The organism is Raineyella sp. (genome assembly GCF_034933565.1).
In the GTDB taxonomy this organism is placed as follows: domain Bacteria; phylum Actinomycetota; class Actinomycetes; order Propionibacteriales; family Propionibacteriaceae; genus Raineyella.
The window spans coordinates 69,230-87,646 of sequence record NZ_JAYFNG010000008.1; the positions used below are offsets into that span (position 1 = coordinate 69,230).

The 18,417-nt window shown below is 71.3% G+C and carries 16 protein-coding genes; 9 read left to right on the forward strand and 7 right to left on the reverse strand.

From position 1 onward, the window contains the following. The first annotated feature begins 179 nt into the window (after positions 1-179). From VB059_RS02630 to VB059_RS02640, 3 genes are all read left to right on the forward strand, one after another. Positions 180-620 carry a hotdog fold thioesterase gene (locus tag VB059_RS02630; protein ID WP_323420475.1) on the forward strand — a complete coding sequence of 147 codons (441 nt, stop codon included), beginning with the start codon at positions 180-182 and terminating at the stop codon, positions 618-620. A 1-nt stretch (position 621) separates the two neighbouring features. Beyond that, a complete protein-coding gene (locus VB059_RS02635) occupies positions 622-1,974 on the forward strand; it encodes an AMP-binding protein (protein ID WP_323420476.1) in 1,353 nt (450 codons plus the stop codon). Positions 1,975-2,140: 166 nt separating this feature from the next. Continuing rightward, positions 2,141-2,767, forward strand: a complete 627-nt coding sequence (locus tag VB059_RS02640) for a TetR/AcrR family transcriptional regulator (RefSeq protein ID WP_323420477.1) — start codon at positions 2,141-2,143, stop codon at positions 2,765-2,767. 181 nt (positions 2,768-2,948) lie between these two features. On the opposite strand, the gene paaZ is transcribed toward VB059_RS02640, so the two are convergent. The 7 genes from paaZ to VB059_RS02675 form a co-directional block, all read right to left on the reverse strand. Beyond that, positions 2,949-5,120: a phenylacetic acid degradation bifunctional protein PaaZ gene (gene paaZ / locus VB059_RS02645; protein WP_323420478.1), complete on the reverse strand. Its 2,172-nt coding sequence runs from the start codon at positions 5,118-5,120 to the stop codon at positions 2,949-2,951. Between the two features lie 125 nt (positions 5,121-5,245). Beyond that, positions 5,246-5,719: a PaaI family thioesterase gene (locus VB059_RS02650; RefSeq protein WP_323420479.1), complete on the reverse strand. Its 474-nt coding sequence runs from the start codon at positions 5,717-5,719 to the stop codon at positions 5,246-5,248. Between the two features lie 117 nt (positions 5,720-5,836). Then, entirely contained in the window at positions 5,837-6,730 is an 894-nt protein-coding gene (locus VB059_RS02655; RefSeq protein WP_323420480.1) for a 3-hydroxyacyl-CoA dehydrogenase family protein, read from the reverse strand. 59 nt (positions 6,731-6,789) lie between these two features. Beyond that, complete coding sequence (locus tag VB059_RS02660; RefSeq protein ID WP_323420481.1) at positions 6,790-7,569, reverse strand: enoyl-CoA hydratase/isomerase family protein; 780 nt, start codon at positions 7,567-7,569, stop codon at positions 6,790-6,792. A 2-nt stretch (positions 7,570-7,571) separates the two neighbouring features. Beyond that, the gene (locus VB059_RS02665; RefSeq protein WP_323420482.1) at positions 7,572-8,783 is read right to left on the reverse strand and encodes a thiolase family protein; all 1,212 of its coding nucleotides are present in this window, start codon (positions 8,781-8,783) and stop codon (positions 7,572-7,574) included. A gap of 128 nt (positions 8,784-8,911) precedes the next feature. Next, positions 8,912-10,450, reverse strand: coding sequence for a dGTP triphosphohydrolase (locus tag VB059_RS02670; protein WP_323420483.1), 1,539 nt, complete (start codon positions 10,448-10,450; stop codon positions 8,912-8,914). A 16-nt stretch (positions 10,451-10,466) separates the two neighbouring features. Then, positions 10,467-11,390 carry a D-hexose-6-phosphate mutarotase gene (locus VB059_RS02675; RefSeq protein WP_323420484.1) on the reverse strand — a complete coding sequence of 308 codons (924 nt, stop codon included), beginning with the start codon at positions 11,388-11,390 and terminating at the stop codon, positions 10,467-10,469. A 141-nt stretch (positions 11,391-11,531) separates the two neighbouring features. Here VB059_RS02675 and pgi point away from each other — a divergent pair, with 141 nt between their 5' ends. The 6 genes from pgi to VB059_RS02705 all read left to right on the forward strand — a co-directional run bounded on the left by pgi (position 11,532) and on the right by VB059_RS02705 (position 18,343). Continuing rightward, positions 11,532-13,202: a glucose-6-phosphate isomerase gene (gene pgi, locus VB059_RS02680; protein ID WP_323420485.1), complete on the forward strand. Its 1,671-nt coding sequence runs from the start codon at positions 11,532-11,534 to the stop codon at positions 13,200-13,202. A gap of 258 nt (positions 13,203-13,460) precedes the next feature. Beyond that, positions 13,461-14,936, forward strand: a complete 1,476-nt coding sequence (locus VB059_RS02685; RefSeq protein ID WP_323420486.1) for a uracil-xanthine permease family protein — start codon at positions 13,461-13,463, stop codon at positions 14,934-14,936. Beyond that, the gene (locus VB059_RS02690) at positions 14,920-15,585 is read left to right on the forward strand and encodes a SanA/YdcF family protein (RefSeq protein ID WP_323420487.1); all 666 of its coding nucleotides are present in this window, start codon (positions 14,920-14,922) and stop codon (positions 15,583-15,585) included. Before VB059_RS02685 ends, VB059_RS02690 begins: the two co-directional genes overlap by 17 nt. A gap of 895 nt (positions 15,586-16,480) precedes the next feature. After that, positions 16,481-17,092: a type II toxin-antitoxin system PemK/MazF family toxin gene (locus VB059_RS02695; protein WP_323420488.1), complete on the forward strand. Its 612-nt coding sequence runs from the start codon at positions 16,481-16,483 to the stop codon at positions 17,090-17,092. A gap of 29 nt (positions 17,093-17,121) precedes the next feature. Further along, on the forward strand, positions 17,122-17,823 hold the full coding sequence (locus VB059_RS02700) for a DUF1707 SHOCT-like domain-containing protein (RefSeq protein WP_323420489.1): 702 nt from the start codon (positions 17,122-17,124) through the stop codon (positions 17,821-17,823). Then, positions 17,813-18,343 carry a PH domain-containing protein gene (locus VB059_RS02705; RefSeq protein WP_323420490.1) on the forward strand — a complete coding sequence of 177 codons (531 nt, stop codon included), beginning with the start codon at positions 17,813-17,815 and terminating at the stop codon, positions 18,341-18,343. Before VB059_RS02700 ends, VB059_RS02705 begins: the two co-directional genes overlap by 11 nt. Positions 18,344-18,417: the final 74 nt, after the last annotated feature.

An 18,417-nucleotide genomic window follows, 5' to 3' on the forward strand; every position in this document is an offset into this window, starting at 1 on the left:
GGTCGGGCTGTCAGTCTCTGGATTAACTGACTGATCGTTCGGTAACAATATGTGTCGAGAGTCACAGCGTCAAGAGGGTTTTCGACGGTGCCGTCATGCAGAAGCCGGGGGTTGACAGAAGTGCTGCTGGTGGGAAAACCTACTGACCATTCGTTCGGGAAGTGAGATAGGTCACAACGATGTCCACACAGATCACAACCATGGATCAGCATCCGGTGCTGCGGGACGACAGGGCGAGTGCCTGGCTGGGGATCGAGGTGATCCGCGCCGGTCGCGGCACCGCCGAGACCCGGATGGTCGTCCGTGACGAGATGCTCAACGGATTCGGCATGGCGCACGGTGGGATGCTCTTCGCCTTCGCCGACACCTGCTTCGCCCTGGCCTGCAACGACCCCGATGCCGACGGGTCGACCATCACCGTGGCCCAAGGGGCCGACATCGAGTTCATCCGCTCGGTGCCCGCCGGTGCCGAGCTCGTCGCTCGTGGGCAGGTCTGCTTCCAGGGGCCGCGCAGCGGCCTCTACGACATCCGGATCACCTCGGGCGACGCGGTCGTCGCCGAGTTCCGCGGACGCTGCCGGACGATCCCCAACCGTTTCGATCAGAGCAAGGGAGCCTGATATGAACCCCATTCCCGCGCCGGTGAAATCGCCGTCCCCGCTGGACCCCAGCCAACTGGATGCCGAGGAGCGGATGGGCCGCGAGCAGATCCGCTCGCTGCAGCTCAGCCGTCTGCAATGGACGCTGCACCACGCGTACGACAACGTCAAGGCCTACCGCGACCTGTACGACGCCGCTGGCGTGCACCCCAGCGATCTGCGGGAACTCGAGGACATCCGACACTTCCCGCTCACCGACAAGCAGTTCCTCCGGGCCAACTATCCGTTCGGGACGTTGGCCGTGCCGATGAACCAGGTCCGGCGGGTCCACGCTTCCTCGGGCACCACCGGACAGCCGACTGTCGTCGCCTACACCCAGGAGGATCTGGAGGTGTGGGGCGCCATCACGGCCAGGTGCTTCCGGATCTCCGGCATCCGGCCCGGCGACCTCGTCCACAACGCGTACGGCTACGGGCTCTTCACCGGCGGTCTGGGCGCCCACTACGGGGCGGAGAAGCTCGGCTGCTCGGTGATCCCGATGTCCGGCGGGCAGACCGACCGGCAGATCCAGATCATCCAGGACTTCAGGCCGGCGGCCATCCTCGCCACCCCGACGTACCTGCTGACCATCGGTGATGCGATGAAACGCAAGGGCATCGATCCGCGCGACACCTCGCTGCGCACCGCCGTGCTCGGAGCCGAGCCGTGGTCCGAGTCGATGCGCCTGGAGATCGAGGATCTGTTCGGCATCTCGGCCTGTGACATCTACGGCCTGTCGGAGGTGCTCGGCCCCGGGGTGGCGGGTGAGTCCGCCGACACCCGGGACGGTTCGCACATCTGGGAGGACGTCTTCCTGCCCGAGATCGTCGACCCCGGGTCCGGCGCGGCGCTGGACGACGGCGAGGCCGGCGAACTCGTGTTCACCTCACTGACCAAGCAGGCCCTGCCGATCATCCGGTACCGCACCCGGGACCTGACCCGGCTGATGCCCGGCAGCGTTCGGCCGGGACACCGCCGGATGGCGCGGATCTTCGGCCGCTCCGACGACATGATCATCCTGCGAGGGGTGAACATGTTCCCGTCGCAGGTCGAGGAGCTCGCCCTGGAGCAGCCGGAGCTCAGCCCCCAGTTCATCCTCGAGATCACCCGCCCGGGCCGGATGGACGAGCTCACCGTCAAGGTCGAGCCCCGCTCACAGTTCACGGTGGACGAGGCCTTCGCCGCCGGGCGGCGCCTGCAGCGCGACATCAAGGTGCGGATCGGGTCGACGGCGAACGTGGTGGTCGTCGAGCCCGGGTCGCTGCCACGGTCGGAGGGGAAGATGAAGCGCCTCTACGACCTCCGCCCCGAGGCGCCCCAGCACGGCAAGGTCTGAGCCCGTCCTCCGACGGACGGATCCGGACGCATCACAGGGCCCCGCCACCACCCGGTGGCGGGGCCCGGTGGTTCAATTCAGCGGTTCAGGTGGTCCGCCGTCCGCCGGCAACACGGTTCCCGGCGGGCATGCGGCGTACGACCGGACGATCGAGGAAGGTGACGACATGGCGCAGCCGGTGCGCGACGAGGCCCGGACGAACGGGGCCCGCCGGGGCAGGCCCGGGTACGACCAGGAGACACTGCTGGGTGTCTGTGTCGACGTGTTCAACCAGCACGGCTACGACGCCACCTCGATGGGCATGCTCGCCGAGGCGCTCGGCATCACGAAGTCGGCGATCTACCACCATGTGAAGTCCAAGGAGGAGCTGCTCTCGCTGTCGCTGGACCGCGCCCTGACCCGGTTGGACCAGGTGGTCGAGGATGCCCGGACGACCGAGGGCCCGGCCCGTACCCGGCTCGAGGTGTTGATCCGCGGCAGCGTCCGCGCGCTGGTGGAGGAACGACCGTACGTGACGCTGCTGCTGCGGTTGCGCGGCAACAGCGAGGTCGAGCTGGCCGCGCAGGAGCGGCGGCGCGGCCTCACCAAGGAGATGGAGGCTCGCGTCGCATATGCGCAGAGCGAGGGTGCGGTCCGCCGTGATCTCAGCCCGCGGCACCTGGCGCGGCTGATCTACGGGATGATCAACTCGCTGGTCGACTGGTACCGCCCCGATCGCGATGCCGCCGACACCGTGGCCGACGCCATCCTGGCGATCCTGTTCGAGGGGATCCTGGTCCGGGCCGGATCCTGATCGTCGTCGTGCGGCTGGGGCTGGTCGCGGCTCATCGGGCCGGCCGCAATGTCTCGGGCCGGGCCGGGGAACGCCGACCGGAGCCTGATCCGGCCCGCGGGGTGCCCGGTGCCAGGGGGAAGGGTGACGGACAGCGGGGGGGGGGCGGTCGGCCCACCCCGCTGTCACGTCCGGCGCCGTCCTAGCCGCGTGGTTCCTTCGACACCAGCGTCAGGACGTCGTACGTCGCGACGACCTCGTCGCGCTGGTTGGTGATCGCCGTGTCCCAGGCCACCTCACCGTACTCGTCGGTGACCCGCGGGGTGATCCGCTTGGCGGTCAGGGTGACGCGGATGGCGTCGTCCCAGGTCACCGGGGTGAGGAACCGGAGGTTGTCCAGGCCGTAGTTCGCCAGCACCGGTCCCGGCGCCGGGTCGACGAAGAGCCCGGCGGCCCAGGACACCAGCAGGTAGCCGTGGGCGACCTGCCGGGGGAAGAAGGGGTTGGCGGCCGCAGCCTCGGCGTCGGTGTGGGCGTAGAAGGTGTCACCGGTCGCGGCGGCGAAGTCGGTGATGTCGCGCAGCGTGACGGTCCGCAGGTCCGACACGAACCTGTCGCCGACCCGCAGCGTCCGCAGGGACTTCCGGAAGGGATGCTCGGCGGACCCCCGGTCGACGGCCTCCCGCGTCGCGGTGACGGTGGCCGCGCCGCGGTGCCAGATGCCGGTGATCGCCGTGAGCAGGTCCGGGGAGCCCTGGAGCGCGGTCCGCTGCATGTAGTGCTTCACGCCGCGGACACCACCCAGTTCCTCACCACCGCCGGCGCGCCCGGGGCCGCCGTGCACGAGGTGCGGCAGGGGCGAGCCGTGGCCGGTGGAGGTCCGCGCGTCGTCCCGGTCGAGGTAGTGCAGGCGCCCGTGGTGGGCCGCCATCCCCTCGGCGAAGATGCGGGCGGTCTCCGGGTCGTGGGAACAGACCGTGGCGACCAGGGAGCCGCCGCCGAGGGCGACCAGCCGGATGGCGTCGGCGATGTCGGTGTAGCCGAGCACCGAGGTGACCGGGCCGAAGGCCTCGATCTCGTGCACCGCGGGGGTGTCGGCGACGTCGAAGGTCAGGATCGTCGGCGGGAAGAACGCGCCCTCCGCCGGCAGCTCGGCGATGCCCGCGGGCTCCGTGGCGCCCTCGAAACGTACGGTGCCGCCCGCGGCGACCAGCCGGTCGACCGCTCGGCGGACCTCGTCGCGTTGCGCGATCGACGCCAGCGGCCCCATCGTGGTGCCCTCGGCGCGGGGATCACCCAGTGACACCCGCTCGCGCAGGCGGGCCCCCAGCGCCTCGACGACGGCGTCGACGAGGTCGCGGGGCACGATGACGCGGCGGATCGCCGTGCACTTCTGGCCCGCCTTGTACGTCATCTCGACCACGACGGCCTTGATGAACGCGTCGAACTCCGGCGTCCCGGGGACCGCGTCGGGCCCGAGCACGGCGGCGTTGAGGGAGTCCGTCTCGGCGGTGAAGGTGAGCCCTCGGGTACGGACGGCCGGGTGCTGCGCCAGCCCTGCAGCGGTGGAGGCCGAGCCGGTGAAGGCCATCAGGTCGCGGTGGTCCAGATGGTCCAGCAGGTCGCGGGCCGAGCCGGCGATGAGCTGCAGCGAGCCCTCCGGCAGCAGACCGGATGCGACCATCAGACGGACGCCGGCCCGGGTGACGTAGCCGGTCGGGGTGGCCGGCTTGACGATGGTCGGCATGCCGGCCAGGAAGGCCGGCGCGAACTTCTCCAGCATGCCCCAGATCGGGAAGTTGAAGGCATTGATCTGCACCGCCACGCCGGGGCGGCGGGTGTAGACGTGCTCACCCTGGAAGCTGTCGTCCTTGGCGAGGATCTCGACCGGACCGTCGACGATGACGTTGCTGTTCGGCAGTTCACGGCGTCCCTTCGAGGAGTAGGTGAACAGCGTCCCGATGCCACCGTCGATGTCGGCGAGGTGGTCCTTCGCGGTCGCCCCGGTGGCGTACGACAGGTCGTACAGCTCGTCCTTGTGGGCGGCCAGGTACTGGGCGAGCTGCTTGAGCAGCAGAGCACGTTCGTGGATGGTCAGTGCGCCGAGGGTGCGCTGCCCGACCGTACGGGCGAAGTCCACCGCGGCCGCGGTGTCGAGGCCTTCGGTGCTGACCAGGGCCACCGGCGCACCGGTGCTGGCATCGGTCACGATGGTCGGGTGCTGAGGGTCGGTCGGGGTCCACCACGCGCCCTGGACGTAGCTGGGCACCACGGTCCGCGACGCGTCCGCATCGGGTGTCGGGGGCCGCGTGCCTGCGGTCTCGGGTGTCGTCGGCCGGGCCGCAGTGGCCTCGGTCGTCACGGTCTCGGGCATCGTCGTTGACTCCTGTCGTGGCCTGGGTGCTTGGGTTGCGGGTGCCGGGTGCCGGGTGCCGGGTGCCGGGGTCGGCGGGTGGGACGGCGGGAACTGGGAACCGGTCGCTGAGGGGTGACCCGGTGTCACCGGGCGGGCCGGAGCAGGTTCGTGATCCGGAACGTGGACAGCCGGTTGCCGTCCTCGTCGCTGATCACGACCTCGTGGGACGTGAGGGTGCCGCCCAGCCGGATCGGGGTGGCCACCGCGGTGACCAGACCCTCGCGGGCCGAGCGGTGGTGCGTGGCGTTGGCGTCGACGCCGACGCAGACCAGGCCGCGGGTCGAGGCGTGGATGAGCGCCGCCCAGGAGCCGACCGCCTCCCCGAGGGCGAGCATCGCGCCGCCGTGCAGCAGTCCGAGGGACTGGCGGTTGCCCTCGACGGGCATCGTGGCGACGACGCGCTCGACCGATTGCTCGAGGACGCGTACGCCCATCCGCCGGTCGAGTTCTCCCAGCTCGATCCGCCAGGGCGGGTACGGACCGCCGGTCCGGATCGGCTCTCCTCGGCTTCCCGCGTCTGCGGTGGTCCTGTCGCGGACCGTGGACTGTTCGCCCATGATGACTCCTGCCTGCTGCTGGTCCGGTGCGGCCGGCCCTGCTGCGTGCTGTGATTGGGGGACGTCCCCGTCGGCGTGGGACCTCAGCCGGCGTGGGACTTCAGCCGACGTAGGTCCTCAGTCGGTGTAGGTGTAGAAGCCCTTGCCGGTCTTGCGGCCGAGTTCGCCGCGGGCGACCATCTCGCGCATCAGCTGCGGCGGGGCGAACCGCGGGCCGAGTCGGGATTCGAGGTACTCCGCGATCCCGAGGCGTACGTCCAGGCCGACGATGTCGGTGAGTTCCAGCGGCCCGACCGGGAACTTGTAGCCGAGCACCATCGCGTTGTCGATGTCGCGCGGTGCGGCCACGCCTTCCTCGACCATCCGGATCGCCTCGAGAGCGATCGCGACGCCCAGGCGTGAGGATGCGAAGCCCGGGGCGTCGTGGACGACGACCGGGGTCTTGCCGATCGCGGACACCCAGCCGAGGGCGGCCTGCTCCAGCTGCGGGCTGGTGCGGGCGCCGATGACGACCTCGACCAGCTTCGACGCGGGGACGGGGTTGAAGAAGTGCAGGCCGATGAACCGGTCGGGCCGGGCCAGTTCGTCCGCGAGACCGTCGATGGACAGCGACGAGGTGTTCGAGGCGATCCAGGTCTGCTCGCCGGTGTGACGCTCGATCGAGCGCAGCGAGTCGCACTTGAGGCCCCAGTCCTCGGGGACCGCCTCGACGACGAGATCGCACCCGGTGAAGGCGGCGTGCTCGGTGGAGACGGTCAGCTGGGACGTCCAGTCGGCGAGCTCGCCGGGGATCGCCTCGCGGGCCAGGGACTTCTCGATGTCGCGGGTCACCCGGTTCCCGGCGGCCCGGGCGGACGGTTCGTCCCGCTCGACGACGACCACCTCCGCGCCGTTGGTCAGGAAGGCATGGGCGATGCCGGCGCCCATCCGGCCGCCCCCCAGGACGCCGACCCGGGCCGGGACGGTGGGGGTGGTGGTCTGGGAGGGCTGGTCGATCGTGGGGCTGGTCATCTCCGACTCCTTCGGCGGTGGTGGCGTCTGGGTGTTGTGGGGTGCTGTGCGGGGCGGGGTCAGCTGGTGCGGGTCCGCCGGTCCAGGAAGGCCTGCATCCGCTCGAACTTGGCCGGCGACTCGAAGAGCACGGCCTGCGACAGCTGGTCGACCATCGGATGGGCGTCGGCCGGGAGGTGGAAGACGGCCTTGGTGATCCGGACGGCCAGCGGGTCCTGGGTGCAGATCCGGTCCGCCAGCGCATCGGCGGCGGCGAGCAGTTCCTCCCGGGGGTGCAGTTCGGTCACCAGGCCGGCGGCCAGTGCCTCCTCGGCGTCGAGGATGCGTCCGGTCAGCAGTAGCTCCTTGGCGAGCGGTTCGCCGACCAGGTCGCGCAGCCGCCAGGTGGCGCCGGCGGCGGCCATGATGCCGAGGTTGGTCTCGGGCTGGCCGATCCGCACCTCAGGGGTGGCGATCCGGAAGTCCGCGGCGTACGCCAGCTCGGCTCCGCCGCCGAGGGTCCAACCGTCCAGCGCGGCGATGACCGGCATCGGCAGCTGGAGGATGCGGCGGAAGACCTGGGAGTTGATCCCTGCCAGGGCATCCTCGCGGCGGCGGTCGCGCAGCTGGGCGATGTCGGCGCCGGAGGCGAAGACGCCCCGGCCGTTCACTTCGGTGCCGGAGAGGATCAGCACCTTCGGGTGGCGTTCGAGGTGTGCGCAGACGGCGTGCAGTTCCTCGACCATCGTCCGGTCGATCGCGTTGCGGACCTCCGGGCGGTGCAGCTGTACGTGCAGCCGGTCGTCCGACTCGCGCAGCCGCAGGGTCGTGGTGTCGGGGGCCAGGGTCTGTGGGCTCATCGTCACACCCGTTCCAGCAGCAGGGCGGTGCCCTGGCCGACGCCGACGCACATGGTCGCCAGGCCCCGGTCGGCGCCTTCGCGCTCCATCCGGCCCAGCAGGGTCAGGGTGATCCGCGAACCGGACGAGCCGAGCGGGTGGCCCAGGGCGATCGCGCCGCCGTCGCGGTTGATGATCGATCGGTCCAGGCCCAGCCGGCGGATGACCGCCAGGGACTGGGTGGCGAAGGCCTCGTTGAGCTCGATCGCCCCGAGCTGGTCGAGACTCCAGCCGGCCCGGTCGAGGGCCTTGCGGGTCGCGGGCACCGGGCCGATGCCCATGATGGGGGCCGGGACGCCGGCTGCGGTGCCCTCGACGACCCGGGCCCGCGGCTGCAGGCCGTACTTCTGGACCGCCCGCTCGGAGGCGACGATGACCGCGGAGGCGCCGTCGTTCAGCGAGGAGGAGTTGCCGGCGGTGACGACGCCATCCGGCTTCACCACCGGGCGCAGCCCGGCCAGGACCTCCATCGTCGTCCCCGGGCGCGGGCCCTCGTCGGTGTCGACGACGGTCCGGCGGCCCTTCCGGTCGGTGATCACCACGGGGGTGATCTCGTCGCGGAACCGCCCGGCCGCGATCGCCGCCAGCGCCAGCTCGTGGGAGCGCACCGAGAACGCGTCGGCATCCTCCCGGGAGATGCCGTCGACCGCGGCGAGCTCCTCGGCCGTCTCCGGCATCGTGTAGGTCATCTTCTCGGTGGCGGCGAACTTCTTGTTGATGAACCGCCAACCGATCGAGGTGTCGAGGACCTCGCCCGGCTTGGCGTACGGCTTGTCCGGCTTGGCGAGCACCCAGGGGGCCCGCGACATCGACTCGACACCCCCGGCGACGACGATGTCGGCCGCGCCGGACTTCACCATCTGGGCGGCGAGGGTGATCGCGGTCATGCCGGAGGCGCAGAGCCGGTTCACCGTGAAGCCGGGCACGGTGTCCGGGAAGCCGGCGAGCAGCCAGGCCATCCGGGCCACGTTGCGGTTCTCCTCGCCGGCCCCGTTGGCGTTGCCGAAGACGACCTCGTCGACGTCGGCGGGGTCGATCCCCGCGCCCGTGACGGCCTGCCCGATCACGAGGGCGGCCAGGTCGTCGGGGCGTACGGAGGCCAGCGCGCCACCGTAACGGCCCACCGGGGTGCGGGTACCGCCGACGAGGAACGCTTGGGGGGTGGGGGTGGTCATGAGGGACCTCTTCCGCTCTTCTGGATTACTTACCGACCATTCGGTAACCGAAGAGTGACATAGGTCTCACCCGTGGGTCAAGAGTGTGTGCCTGGCGCCTGCCGGTGAGCCCCGGAGCGGGTGGGGCGTCAGACCGTGCCGCCGCCCCACAACAGGCCCGAGCCGCCGCGCAGCCGGGAGGCGGTCGCCTCGGCCTGGTGGTCGGTCATGCCCGCGACGAAGTCGATGATGCCGCGCCCGCGCCCCATCCGGAGCACGTCCTCGCGCGAGGTCATCCCGTCGAGCCATTCAGGGTGTCGGCGCGCCACCCGGCGGTAGCCGTCGGTGGCCGCGTCGACGAGGTCGAGCAGTCGTCGCGGTGCCCGGGAGGCGTCGAGCCGGTCGCTGAGCCAGTCGTCGAAGGCCTCGACGATCTGGCGCACCACGTTCGCCTGCCCGCGCTGCATCAGCGCCAGATCGGGGCGGTGCAGCACGAAGTACTGGTGGATGAACTTCAGCACCTGCACCTGGTGCCAGGCGCCCTGCGACAGTTCCACCGACGAGCCGCGCACCGGCGGGTCGTCGACCAACCGGACCGAGTCGACCAGCGCGTCGATCCAGGTGGAGGTGAAGCCGGACAGCGATCGGTCGGCGGCCATCGACCCGTCGTACGGGATGGCCAGCACGCCCTCGACGAACTCCTGGCCGACCCGCAGCACCGCCTCGAGGTAGGCGTCCTCGTCGAACATCCAGCCGTCCCGGCTCGCCAGCCGGCGACGCAGACTCTCCAGCCCGGCCCCGGGGGCCCGGGTCATCGAAGCGAGCCGGCTGTCGGGGTACATCGCGAAGTCGTCGCGCTGCCCGGCCCAGGTGCGGAACTCGCTGGACACCGCGGAGAACTGCAGCACCCCGGCCCGGTGGAAGTCCTCCAGGTCGTGCAGCGAGTAGGCGACGTCGTCGGCCAGGTCCATCACCGCGCAGTCCAGCGTCTGCTGGTCGCGGCGGACGTCGGGGAAGGCCGAGCGGACGGCGATCAACTCGTCCAGGTCGGGGACGTACGCGTTGAACTTGTACGAGCCGCCGCTGGCGTCCGGGCGGGCGCCCCGGGGCTGGTCGGCCCAGCTGCGCGGGTGTGGCTCGGGCCAGTGGAAGCGCCCCCACGGGTACTTCAGCACCGAGGCGCGCACCGCGGCGGTCAGGTTGAGCCCGTCGTCGCCGGGGCCGTGCACCTCGAGCTCGGTGAGCACCCGGAAGGTCTGCGCGTTGCCCTCGAACCCGTCGGCCAGCCCGAAGCGGTGGCGGGCCTGGCGGTCCAGCTCCTGTTCGCCGAGGTGTCCGAACGGGGGGTGGCCCAGGTCGTGCGCGCCGGCGCCGGCCTGCGCGACGACGTGGTGCAGCCCGCCGAGCGCCGCGATCCGGGCCGACGAGGACGCCTCCTTGACCCGTACGGCGATCGCCCGGGCCACCGCGGTGACCTTGATGGTGTGCGTCAGCCGGTTGTGGACGATGCCGCCGGTCGTGCCGGCCGAGACCACCTGGGTGACCTCGGCCAGCCGGGAGAAGGCGGGGGAGAACCGGATCCGCTCCAGGTCGACGCGGAACTCCGAGTCGGTCCCGGCCGCCAGGGGGCGGGCCACGCCGTCCTCGGGTCGGGCCCGGGCGGTGCGGGCCGTCAGGGCGTCCGTCATCGGTGCCGTGCGCCGCTCAGGCCAGGCCGCGGCGGAGGCCCGCCGGTCGCTGCGTACGATCCACCGCGATCCGCTGGTGCAGGGTGTGGGACTGCCCCGGCGCCAGCGTGACGGCCGAGGCGCCGACGTTGGCGGCCTCCACGCAGAGCATCTCCTGCCACTCGTCGTTGCCGAAGTCGCCCATCTTCGCCGACTTGCTGACGAACGGGTTCCACACGACGGTCTGCGCCGAGCCGCGCTTGTTGATGCCGAGGGTCCGCCGCAGGGTTGGATCCTTGACGACGACGTCGCCGGTGTGCCGGTAGATGCGGTCGGTCTCGCCGACGATCACCAGCGTGCCGCGCTGCTCGAAGTCCGCGTCGACCACCTTGTCGTGGTAGGTGCACCCGTCGAGACCGTCGACGGTGATCCGGCGGGCGTCACCGACGTGCAGGTAGGTGTGCAGCGCCTCCTCGAACGTGTACGGGGTGGTGCGGTCGCCGTACGCCTCGACCCGCAGGTCGATGTCCAGCACCTGGCCGACCGTGTAGCTGATGTCGGCGGCCCAGTCCCGGTCGAGGTCGTCCGGCCCGGCCGGGTCGACCTCGTGCCCGTCGAGGTGGAACCGCAGCCGGATGCTGTCCGCGACCGGGGTCGCCTCGACCAGCTGCCACGGGGTGAGCCGCAGGAAGCCGTGCGGCGGGTAGTGGCGGCCGTCGACGCCGGCGCCGAACCAGGGGAAGCACAACGGGACGCCGCCGCGGATCGCCGCGCCCTCCTCGAACCGCGACATCTCGCTCAGCCAGACCACCGGGTCCTGGCCGGTCGGCTGCCAGCGGGTGAGATGGCCGCCCTGCAGGTACGCCTCCGCGATGCACGACCCGATCTCGACCCGCACCACCGGCAGGCCGCCCCGGCCCTCGGTGAGCGTGACACCTGCGGGAAGCTCAGCGTTCTCCATGGCGCCACGCTATCGGTTCGGACGGTCGGCGTGCCGTGGTATCGCCGCGCGCCGTCGCGCGGTCCGCCACCGGTCCGCGACCGGGGAACGACCGCCCGCCCCGGCCGGACGGGGCGGGACCGGCGGCCCTAGTCTTGCCTCATGCAGTCTCCCGTTGATGCCACCACCACCGAGGCCTGGGGGCGGCTGAGCGCCCTCACCCAGGATTACCGACCGAACATGCGCACCTGGTTCGCCGAGGACCCGGGACGCACCGAGCGCTTCTCCTTCACCGCCGGCGACCTCTTCGTCGACATGTCCAAGAACTGGCTCGACGGGAACGTCCTGTCCGGTCTGGTCGACCTCGCCGACCAGGTGCACCTCACCGACCGGATCGACGCGATGTTCCGCGGTGACCGGATCAACGTCACCGAGGACCGTTCGGTGCTGCACACCGCGCTGCGCAAGCCGGCCGGGCAGTCGCTGATCGTCGACGGCAAGGACGTCGTGGCCGACGTGCACACCGAGCTGGACAAGGTCTACGCCTTCGCCCGCAAGGTGCGGTCCGGCGAGTGGCGCGGCATCACCGGCAAGACGATCCGTACGGTGGTCAACATCGGCATCGGTGGCTCCGACCTCGGCCCGGTGATGGCCTACGAGGCGCTCAAGCCGTACGGCCAGCTGGGCCTGGAGTGTCGGTTCATCTCCAACATCGACCCGACCGATGCGGCGGAGAAGACGTTCCTGCTCGACCCGGAGACCACTCTGGTGATCGTCGCGTCGAAGACGTTCACCACGCTGGAGACCCTCACCAACGCCCGGATCGTACGCAACTGGCTGATCTCCAGCCTCAAGGACCGCGGTGCGATCGCCGACGGCCAGGAGGGCGAGGCGGTGGCGAAGCACTTCGTCGCCGTGTCCACCGCGCTGGACAAGGTCGCCGCGTTCGGCATCGACCCGGCCAACGCGTTCGGGTTCTGGGAGTGGGTCGGCGGCCGCTACTCGGTCGACTCGGCCGTCGGCACCGCGCTGGCCGTCTACATCGGCCCGGACAACTTCGAGGCCTTCCTGGCCGGCTTCCATGCGATGGACGAGCACTTCCGGACCGCCCCGATCGAGCAGAACGTGCCTGCCCTGATGGGTCTGCTGAACATCTGGTACACCAACTTCCACGGCGCCCAGTCGCACGCGGTGCTGCCGTACGCGCAGTACCTGCACCGCTTCCCGGCCTACCTGCAGCAGCTCACCATGGAGTCGAACGGCAAGCGGGTCCGCTGGGACGGCAGCCCGGTCACCACCGACACCGGCGAGATCTTCTGGGGCGAGCCCGGCACCAACGGCCAGCACGCCTTCTACCAGCTGATCCACCAGGGCACCCGGCTCATCCCGGCCGACTTCATCGCGGTCGCCAACCCGGCGAACCCGACCCGCGACGGCGAGAACGACGTGCACGAGCTCTTCCTGGGCAATTTCTTCGCCCAGACCAAGGCGCTGGCGTTCGGCAGGACCCAGGACGAGGTGCGCGCCGAGGGCACCCGCGAGGAGATCGTCACCGCCCGCGAGTTCCCGGGCAACAAGCCGACCACCTCGATCATGGCGCCCGAGCTGTCCCCGTCCGTGCTCGGTCAGCTGATCGCGCTGTACGAGCACATCACCTTCACCCAGGGCATCGTCTGGGGCATCGACTCCTTCGACCAGTGGGGCGTCGAGCTCGGCAAGGCGATGGCCAAGGACCTGACCCCGGCGGTGGCCGGCGACGAGGCCGCGCTGGCGGCCCAGGACCCGTCCACCAAGGCGCTGATCCGGTACTACCGGGCGCAGCGGCGCGACTGAGCGTACGTCGCCCACCCCGCCTCGGCTCGCGCCGCGTCGGCTCCGGAGGACCTCTCGCCCGTGCGTTTCTGCTGTTCCCGGACAGGAACGTACGGGCGAAAGGGTGCACCGGGGTGGGGGTGGAGCGGTCGCTCGCGGCGCCGGGGTGGGGCGTCTGCCCGCGACGGCGTCGGACGGGGGAGGGGGCACAGCGCCGGACGACCGACGGTCTACGATTGTCCGCGGCGTACGCCGGGTATGCCCTGGATCGGAGAGACCGTGGCCCACACATCCAAGACATCCACGTCCAAGACATCGCCCACCTCGTCCGGGACCTCGCCCACCTCGTCCCCCGAGGAGCCGCGGAAGGTCCCGCGTGTCTTCCCGGCGTGGACGGTGCACGGCGACGGCTACCACATCGCCCCCGGTGAGGTCGTCAGGCCGTCGGAGCGGCTCGCCTGGCCGGCGACCATCGGGATCGGCATGCAGCACGTGGTGGCGATGTTCGGCGCCACCTTCCTGGTGCCGCTGATCACCGGGTTCCCGCCGTCGACCACGCTGTTCTTCTCCGCCATCGGCACCCTGCTGTTCCTGCTCATCACCCGTGGCCGGGTGCCCAGCTACCTGGGCTCCAGCTTCGCCCTGATCGCACCGATCACCGCGGCGACCGCGTCGCACGGCATGGGCTCGGCGCTCGGCGGTGTGATCGCCGTGGGCGCCCTGCTCGCCCTGGTCGGGGTGGTCGTGCACTTCGCCGGTGCGCACTGGATCAACCGGGTGATGCCGCCCACCGTCACCGGCGCCATCGTCGCGCTGATCGGCTTCAACCTCGCCCCCGCCGCCTGGGGCAACGTGCAGAAGGCGCCCGTCACCGCCGTCGTCACCATCGCCTCGATCATCCTGGTGACGGTGTTCTTCCGCGGCATGCTGGGACGCCTCTCGATCCTCGTCGGCGTCCTGATCGGCTACCTGACCGCGGTGGTCCGTGGCGAGGTCGACTTCTCCGCCATCGCCAGGGCGTCCTGGGTCGGCCTGCCGACGTTCCATGCGCCGACCTGGGAGCCGTCGGTGCTGGCGATGTTCCTGCCGGTGGTCGTCGTGCTGATCGCCGAGAACATCGGCCATGTGAAGTCCGTCGCGGCGATGACCGGCGACGACCTCGACGACGTCACCGGGCGGGCACTGTTCGCCGACGGTCTGTCGACCGTGCTCGCCGGCTTCGGTGGCGGGTCGGGCACCACGACGTACGCCGAGAACATCGGCGTGATGGCCGCGACCCGGGTCTACTCGACCGCCGCCTATCTGGTCGCCGGGGTGTTCGCGCTGCTGCTGTCGATGATCCCCAAGTTCGGCGCGTTGATCGCGACGATCCCCGCTGGTGTCCTCGGCGGCGCGGCGACGGTCCTCTACGGCATGATCGGCATGCTGGGCGTACGGATCTGGGTGCAGAACCGGGTGGACTTCTCCGATCCGGTCAACCTCAACACCGCGGCGGTCGCGCTGATCGTCGGGATCGCGAACTACACCTGGGCGGTCGGCGGGCAGGTCGTCGACGGCCAGCAGGTCGGCGGCGTGGTGTTCAACGGCATCGCCCTGGGCGCGTTCGGCGCGATCGTGATCTACCACGTGATGCGCGGGATCGCCCGGTGGCGCGGGACGAGTCTGGAGGCCGCCTCACCCGCGTCGGCTCCCGCCGGCGCCGAACTGCACCCCGGGGAGCTGAAGCGGACCCCGGAGGATGATCCTGTCGAGTAGCCGGCGGAACCGCCACCGGCGGACACGGGGTACCCGGGGCCTCGGCCGGCTCGGTGGGCTCCTCGGTCTCATCGGGTTCGGTGGTCTGCTCGGGCTGGGTGGTCTGCTCGGGCTGGGTGGGCTGGCGGCGTGGACCCTGCTGGGCACCCGGTCGCGCCGCTTCACCCCGGCCGACGTCCCGGCCACCGAGTGGGGCCTCGTGCTGGGCGCGGAGATGTATCCCAGCGGTGATCCGTCGCCGTCGCTGCGGGCGCGGCTCGACCTGGCCCTGGAGCTCTTCGGGGCCGGCAAGGTCGAGCGTCTGATCGTCTCCGGTGAGGAGGCGTCGAACGCGCAGGTCAGCCGGATGGCCCGCTACCTGGGCGAGCGGGGCGTCCCGGCCGACCGTCTGCTGCTCGACGAGGACGGCGTCGACACGTACGCCTCCTGCTGCTTCGCCGCGGCCCTGCCCGGACTGACCACCGTGACGATGATCAGTCAGGACTACCACCTGCCGCGTACGCTCACCATCTGCCGCAGCATCGGCCTGGAGGCGTACGGCGTGGGGGACGCCACCTTGCGACGCGTCGCCCCGCAGGTCTGGCGCCGCAGCGTACGCCGTGAGATGGTCGCCAACGTCAAAATGCTCGCCGACCTGGCGTGCCACTGAGATCGGCCTGTTCGCGGGCGCCGTCGGACGGCGACCACGGCGGGGGCGAGCTGTCCGGGAACCGCCGTGCGGTGGGATCGGGAGCTCGGACCCAGGTCGGTGACGTCGCGATCGTGAGGTGAGAGTCGTGCGGCACGGACGGTCGGCGAAGAGACGGTGGTTCTGGGGTGTTCTCGCAGGTGTGGTCGTAGTGGCGGTGGCGGCTGGAGTCGACCGGTGGATGCGGGGGGCCGCGTTCAGGGCGGCTGCAGCTGACGTCCCTGGGGTGGTGGAGGGTCGAGGGGCGTCGCGTCCTCGTTCGCGAGGACTTGAGCGCACAGCAGCTCCAGGCTGTCAGCGACACGCTGGTCGCGGAGTCGCGGAGACGGGCGCGTCTGGTCACCGCGCCGCACTTCGAGGTGGCGTACGGGGACTTCGTGATCGATCCCTCGGCGAGCCTGAGCTGGACTCCGCATCGTGGCCCTGCCGGGAACCCGCCGGCAGCGTACGCGGCGCTGTTGCGCGGGGTGCGAGGGACCCGGTCGGGCACCGTGTACGGGGTGGGATCGACGCCGTACGTGGCGCAGGTGGACGTGGAGGACGGCGTGGATCCTGACCAGTGGGGAGCAGAGGCCGCAGCCAGGGTCGAGGGCGTCCCGGTCGGCGGCCCGGATGTCTCAGGTGATGTTCCGGCTGTCGTCGAGCTCAGGCAGGGGTCCTCGGCGCCTGTCCTGATCGACCTCTCGGACGGAGGCCGCCGGATTCGGTGAGGCTCACATCGGCGGAGGTGCCCTGGACGCTCCGGTTCGCGGACCCGCTGCTGGCTCCGGTGCCATGTGCCCGGGACACGTCCGGGTGCTGCGAGCTGTCCGGTGTTGCGGGCCGATTGTCGGACCGGCCCGCTACGGTGGGGCGCATGGCGGGTCGGGATGACAGCATCATGCGCGCACTGTGGCGCCTCCTGGTGGACATCATGCGCGGTGGGGCCCGGTCGTCCGGCGACACCGGCGGGGGAGCCGGTGGCGCCCACCGCGCCGGTGTCGCCGATCAGCGGAACGGCTACCCGGCTCCGTTCGATGCCGTCCACCCCGGCGGTCACGCCGATTCCGTCCCCGGCGGCATCCGCGCCTACCCCGGCGACTTCACCGGGCGGCCCGCGATCAGCTACCACCCCCGGGAGGACGGTCGGCCCGACCCCGGCGAGGTGGTGTGGACCTGGGTGCCGTACGAGGAGGACCACAGCCAGGGCAAGGACCGGCCGGTGCTGCTGATCGGTGCCGAGGAGCGTTGGTTGCTCGGCGTGCAGATGACCTCCAAGGACCATGACCGGGACGCCGCCCAGGAGGCCTCGGTCGGCCGCTACTGGATGGACATCGGCTCCGGGCCCTGGGACCGGGAGGGCCGCCCGAGCGAGGTCCGGCTCAACCGCATCCTCCGGATCGACCCCGCCACCGTACGGCGGACTGCCGCGCGGCTGGATGAGCGGCGCTTCCGGGCGGTCGCCGAGGGGATCCTGGCCCACTGCTGAGTGTCACCGCCGCCTCGTACTCTTGACCCATGACCGCTGGCATGCCCGACAACCTCCGCGCCTCCGACGTCGACCGCGCCCGGGTCACCGAGGTGCTCGACGGGGCGTACGCCGACGGCCGGCTCACCCTCGACGAGCACCGTGACCGGATCGCCCGCGCGCTCGCCGCGAAGACGTTCGCGGACCTCACCCCGCTCACCGTCGATCTGGGTGGGGTCGACCCGAGTGGCGTCGACCCGGGCGGGGTCGGTTCCGGCCCCGGCGGTGCGGGTGCCCTCGCCGCCTCCGCTGTCGCTCCGCTCCCCGCGGACCTACCGGGCGGCCCGCCGACCGGACAGTACGTCACACGGCCGGCCGGGGTGATCGTCGACCCGTCGACGGAGAGCCCGCGGGACGTGGTGATCGCGGTGTTCAGCGGCGCCGAGCGCACCGGCGTGCATCGCGTGCCGCGCGGCACCACCGCGGTGGCGCTGTTCGGTGGTGCGGTGCTCGACCTGCGCCAGGCCGTCCTCGAGGCGCGCACCGTCACCATCGACGCGTACGCCGTCTTCGGCGCCGTCGAGGTCGTGGTGCCGGAGGGCGTCCGCGTCATCAACCAGGTCTTTCCGATCTTCGGCGCCGCCTCCTCGAAGGCCCGCTGTGCCGACCCGTCCGCCCCGACCGTCATCATCCGGGGGCTCGCCGCCTTCGGCGGTGTCGCGGTCACCCTGAGGCGCTCCGATGAGCACTGAAGCCCCGTCGGCCGGCCCTGGCCCGGCCGCCACCGACCTCTTCACCGGCCCCGGGATCGCCTGGCAGGGCATCGACCGGCGGTGGCGTACGCTCTCCTGGCTCGTCTCCGGACTGGTGGCGGTGATCGTCGCTGTGCCCGTCGCGGTGGTGCTGCAGCTGGTCGTCGGCCGGTGGCCGGTCACCGCGATCCCGCTCGTCGTGGCCGGACTGCTGTGGCTGTGGAACGCGATCCTCATCCGTGGCCGCTGGCCGCGCTGGGGCTACGCGGAGACCGCCGACGAGCTGTGGGTGCGCCACGGCGTGATGTTCCGTGCACTCACCGTCGTGCCGTACGGGCGGCTGCAGGTGATCGATGTGAACGCCGGACCGCTGGAGCGTGCCTTTGGCCTGGCGACGGTCACCCTGGTCACCGCCTCGGCCGAGACCGACGCCCGGATCCCCGGCCTGCCGGCGGCTGAAGCCGCCCGCCTCCGCGACGAGCTGACCTCGCACAGCGATCCGCGGAGGTCCGGCCTGTGACTGGCCCCTCGGTGCCCGGACCCTCACTGCCCGGCCCCTCGGCACCCGGGCCCGCACTGCCCGGGCCCTCGGCA

What these genes read in the sequence shown, in the direction of transcription:
- VB059_RS02650 (WP_323420479.1), bottom strand. Translation starts at nt 5,719, where the DNA reads ATGGGCGAACAGTCCACGGTCCGCGACAGGACCACCGCAGACGCGGGA.
- VB059_RS02655 (WP_323420480.1), bottom strand. Translation starts at nt 6,730, where the DNA reads ATGACCAGCCCCACGATCGACCAGCCCTCCCAGACCACCACCCCCACC.
- VB059_RS02670 (WP_323420483.1), bottom strand. Translation starts at nt 10,450, where the DNA reads ATGACGGACGCCCTGACGGCCCGCACCGCCCGGGCCCGACCCGAGGAC.
- VB059_RS02700 (WP_323420489.1), top strand. Translation starts at nt 17,122, where the DNA reads ATGACCGCTGGCATGCCCGACAACCTCCGCGCCTCCGACGTCGACCGC.
- VB059_RS02695 (WP_323420488.1), top strand. Translation starts at nt 16,481, where the DNA reads ATGGCGGGTCGGGATGACAGCATCATGCGCGCACTGTGGCGCCTCCTG.
- VB059_RS02690 (WP_323420487.1), top strand. Translation starts at nt 14,920, where the DNA reads ATGATCCTGTCGAGTAGCCGGCGGAACCGCCACCGGCGGACACGGGGT.
- VB059_RS02675 (WP_323420484.1), bottom strand. Translation starts at nt 11,390, where the DNA reads ATGGAGAACGCTGAGCTTCCCGCAGGTGTCACGCTCACCGAGGGCCGG.
- VB059_RS02635 (WP_323420476.1), top strand. Translation starts at nt 622, where the DNA reads ATGAACCCCATTCCCGCGCCGGTGAAATCGCCGTCCCCGCTGGACCCC.
- paaZ (WP_323420478.1), bottom strand. Translation starts at nt 5,120, where the DNA reads ATGCCCGAGACCGTGACGACCGAGGCCACTGCGGCCCGGCCGACGACA.
- VB059_RS02630 (WP_323420475.1), top strand. Translation starts at nt 180, where the DNA reads ATGTCCACACAGATCACAACCATGGATCAGCATCCGGTGCTGCGGGAC.
- VB059_RS02705 (WP_323420490.1), top strand. Translation starts at nt 17,813, where the DNA reads ATGAGCACTGAAGCCCCGTCGGCCGGCCCTGGCCCGGCCGCCACCGAC.
- VB059_RS02665 (WP_323420482.1), bottom strand. Translation starts at nt 8,783, where the DNA reads ATGACCACCCCCACCCCCCAAGCGTTCCTCGTCGGCGGTACCCGCACC.
- pgi (WP_323420485.1), top strand. Translation starts at nt 11,532, where the DNA reads ATGCAGTCTCCCGTTGATGCCACCACCACCGAGGCCTGGGGGCGGCTG.
- VB059_RS02660 (WP_323420481.1), bottom strand. Translation starts at nt 7,569, where the DNA reads ATGAGCCCACAGACCCTGGCCCCCGACACCACGACCCTGCGGCTGCGC.
- VB059_RS02640 (WP_323420477.1), top strand. Translation starts at nt 2,141, where the DNA reads ATGGCGCAGCCGGTGCGCGACGAGGCCCGGACGAACGGGGCCCGCCGG.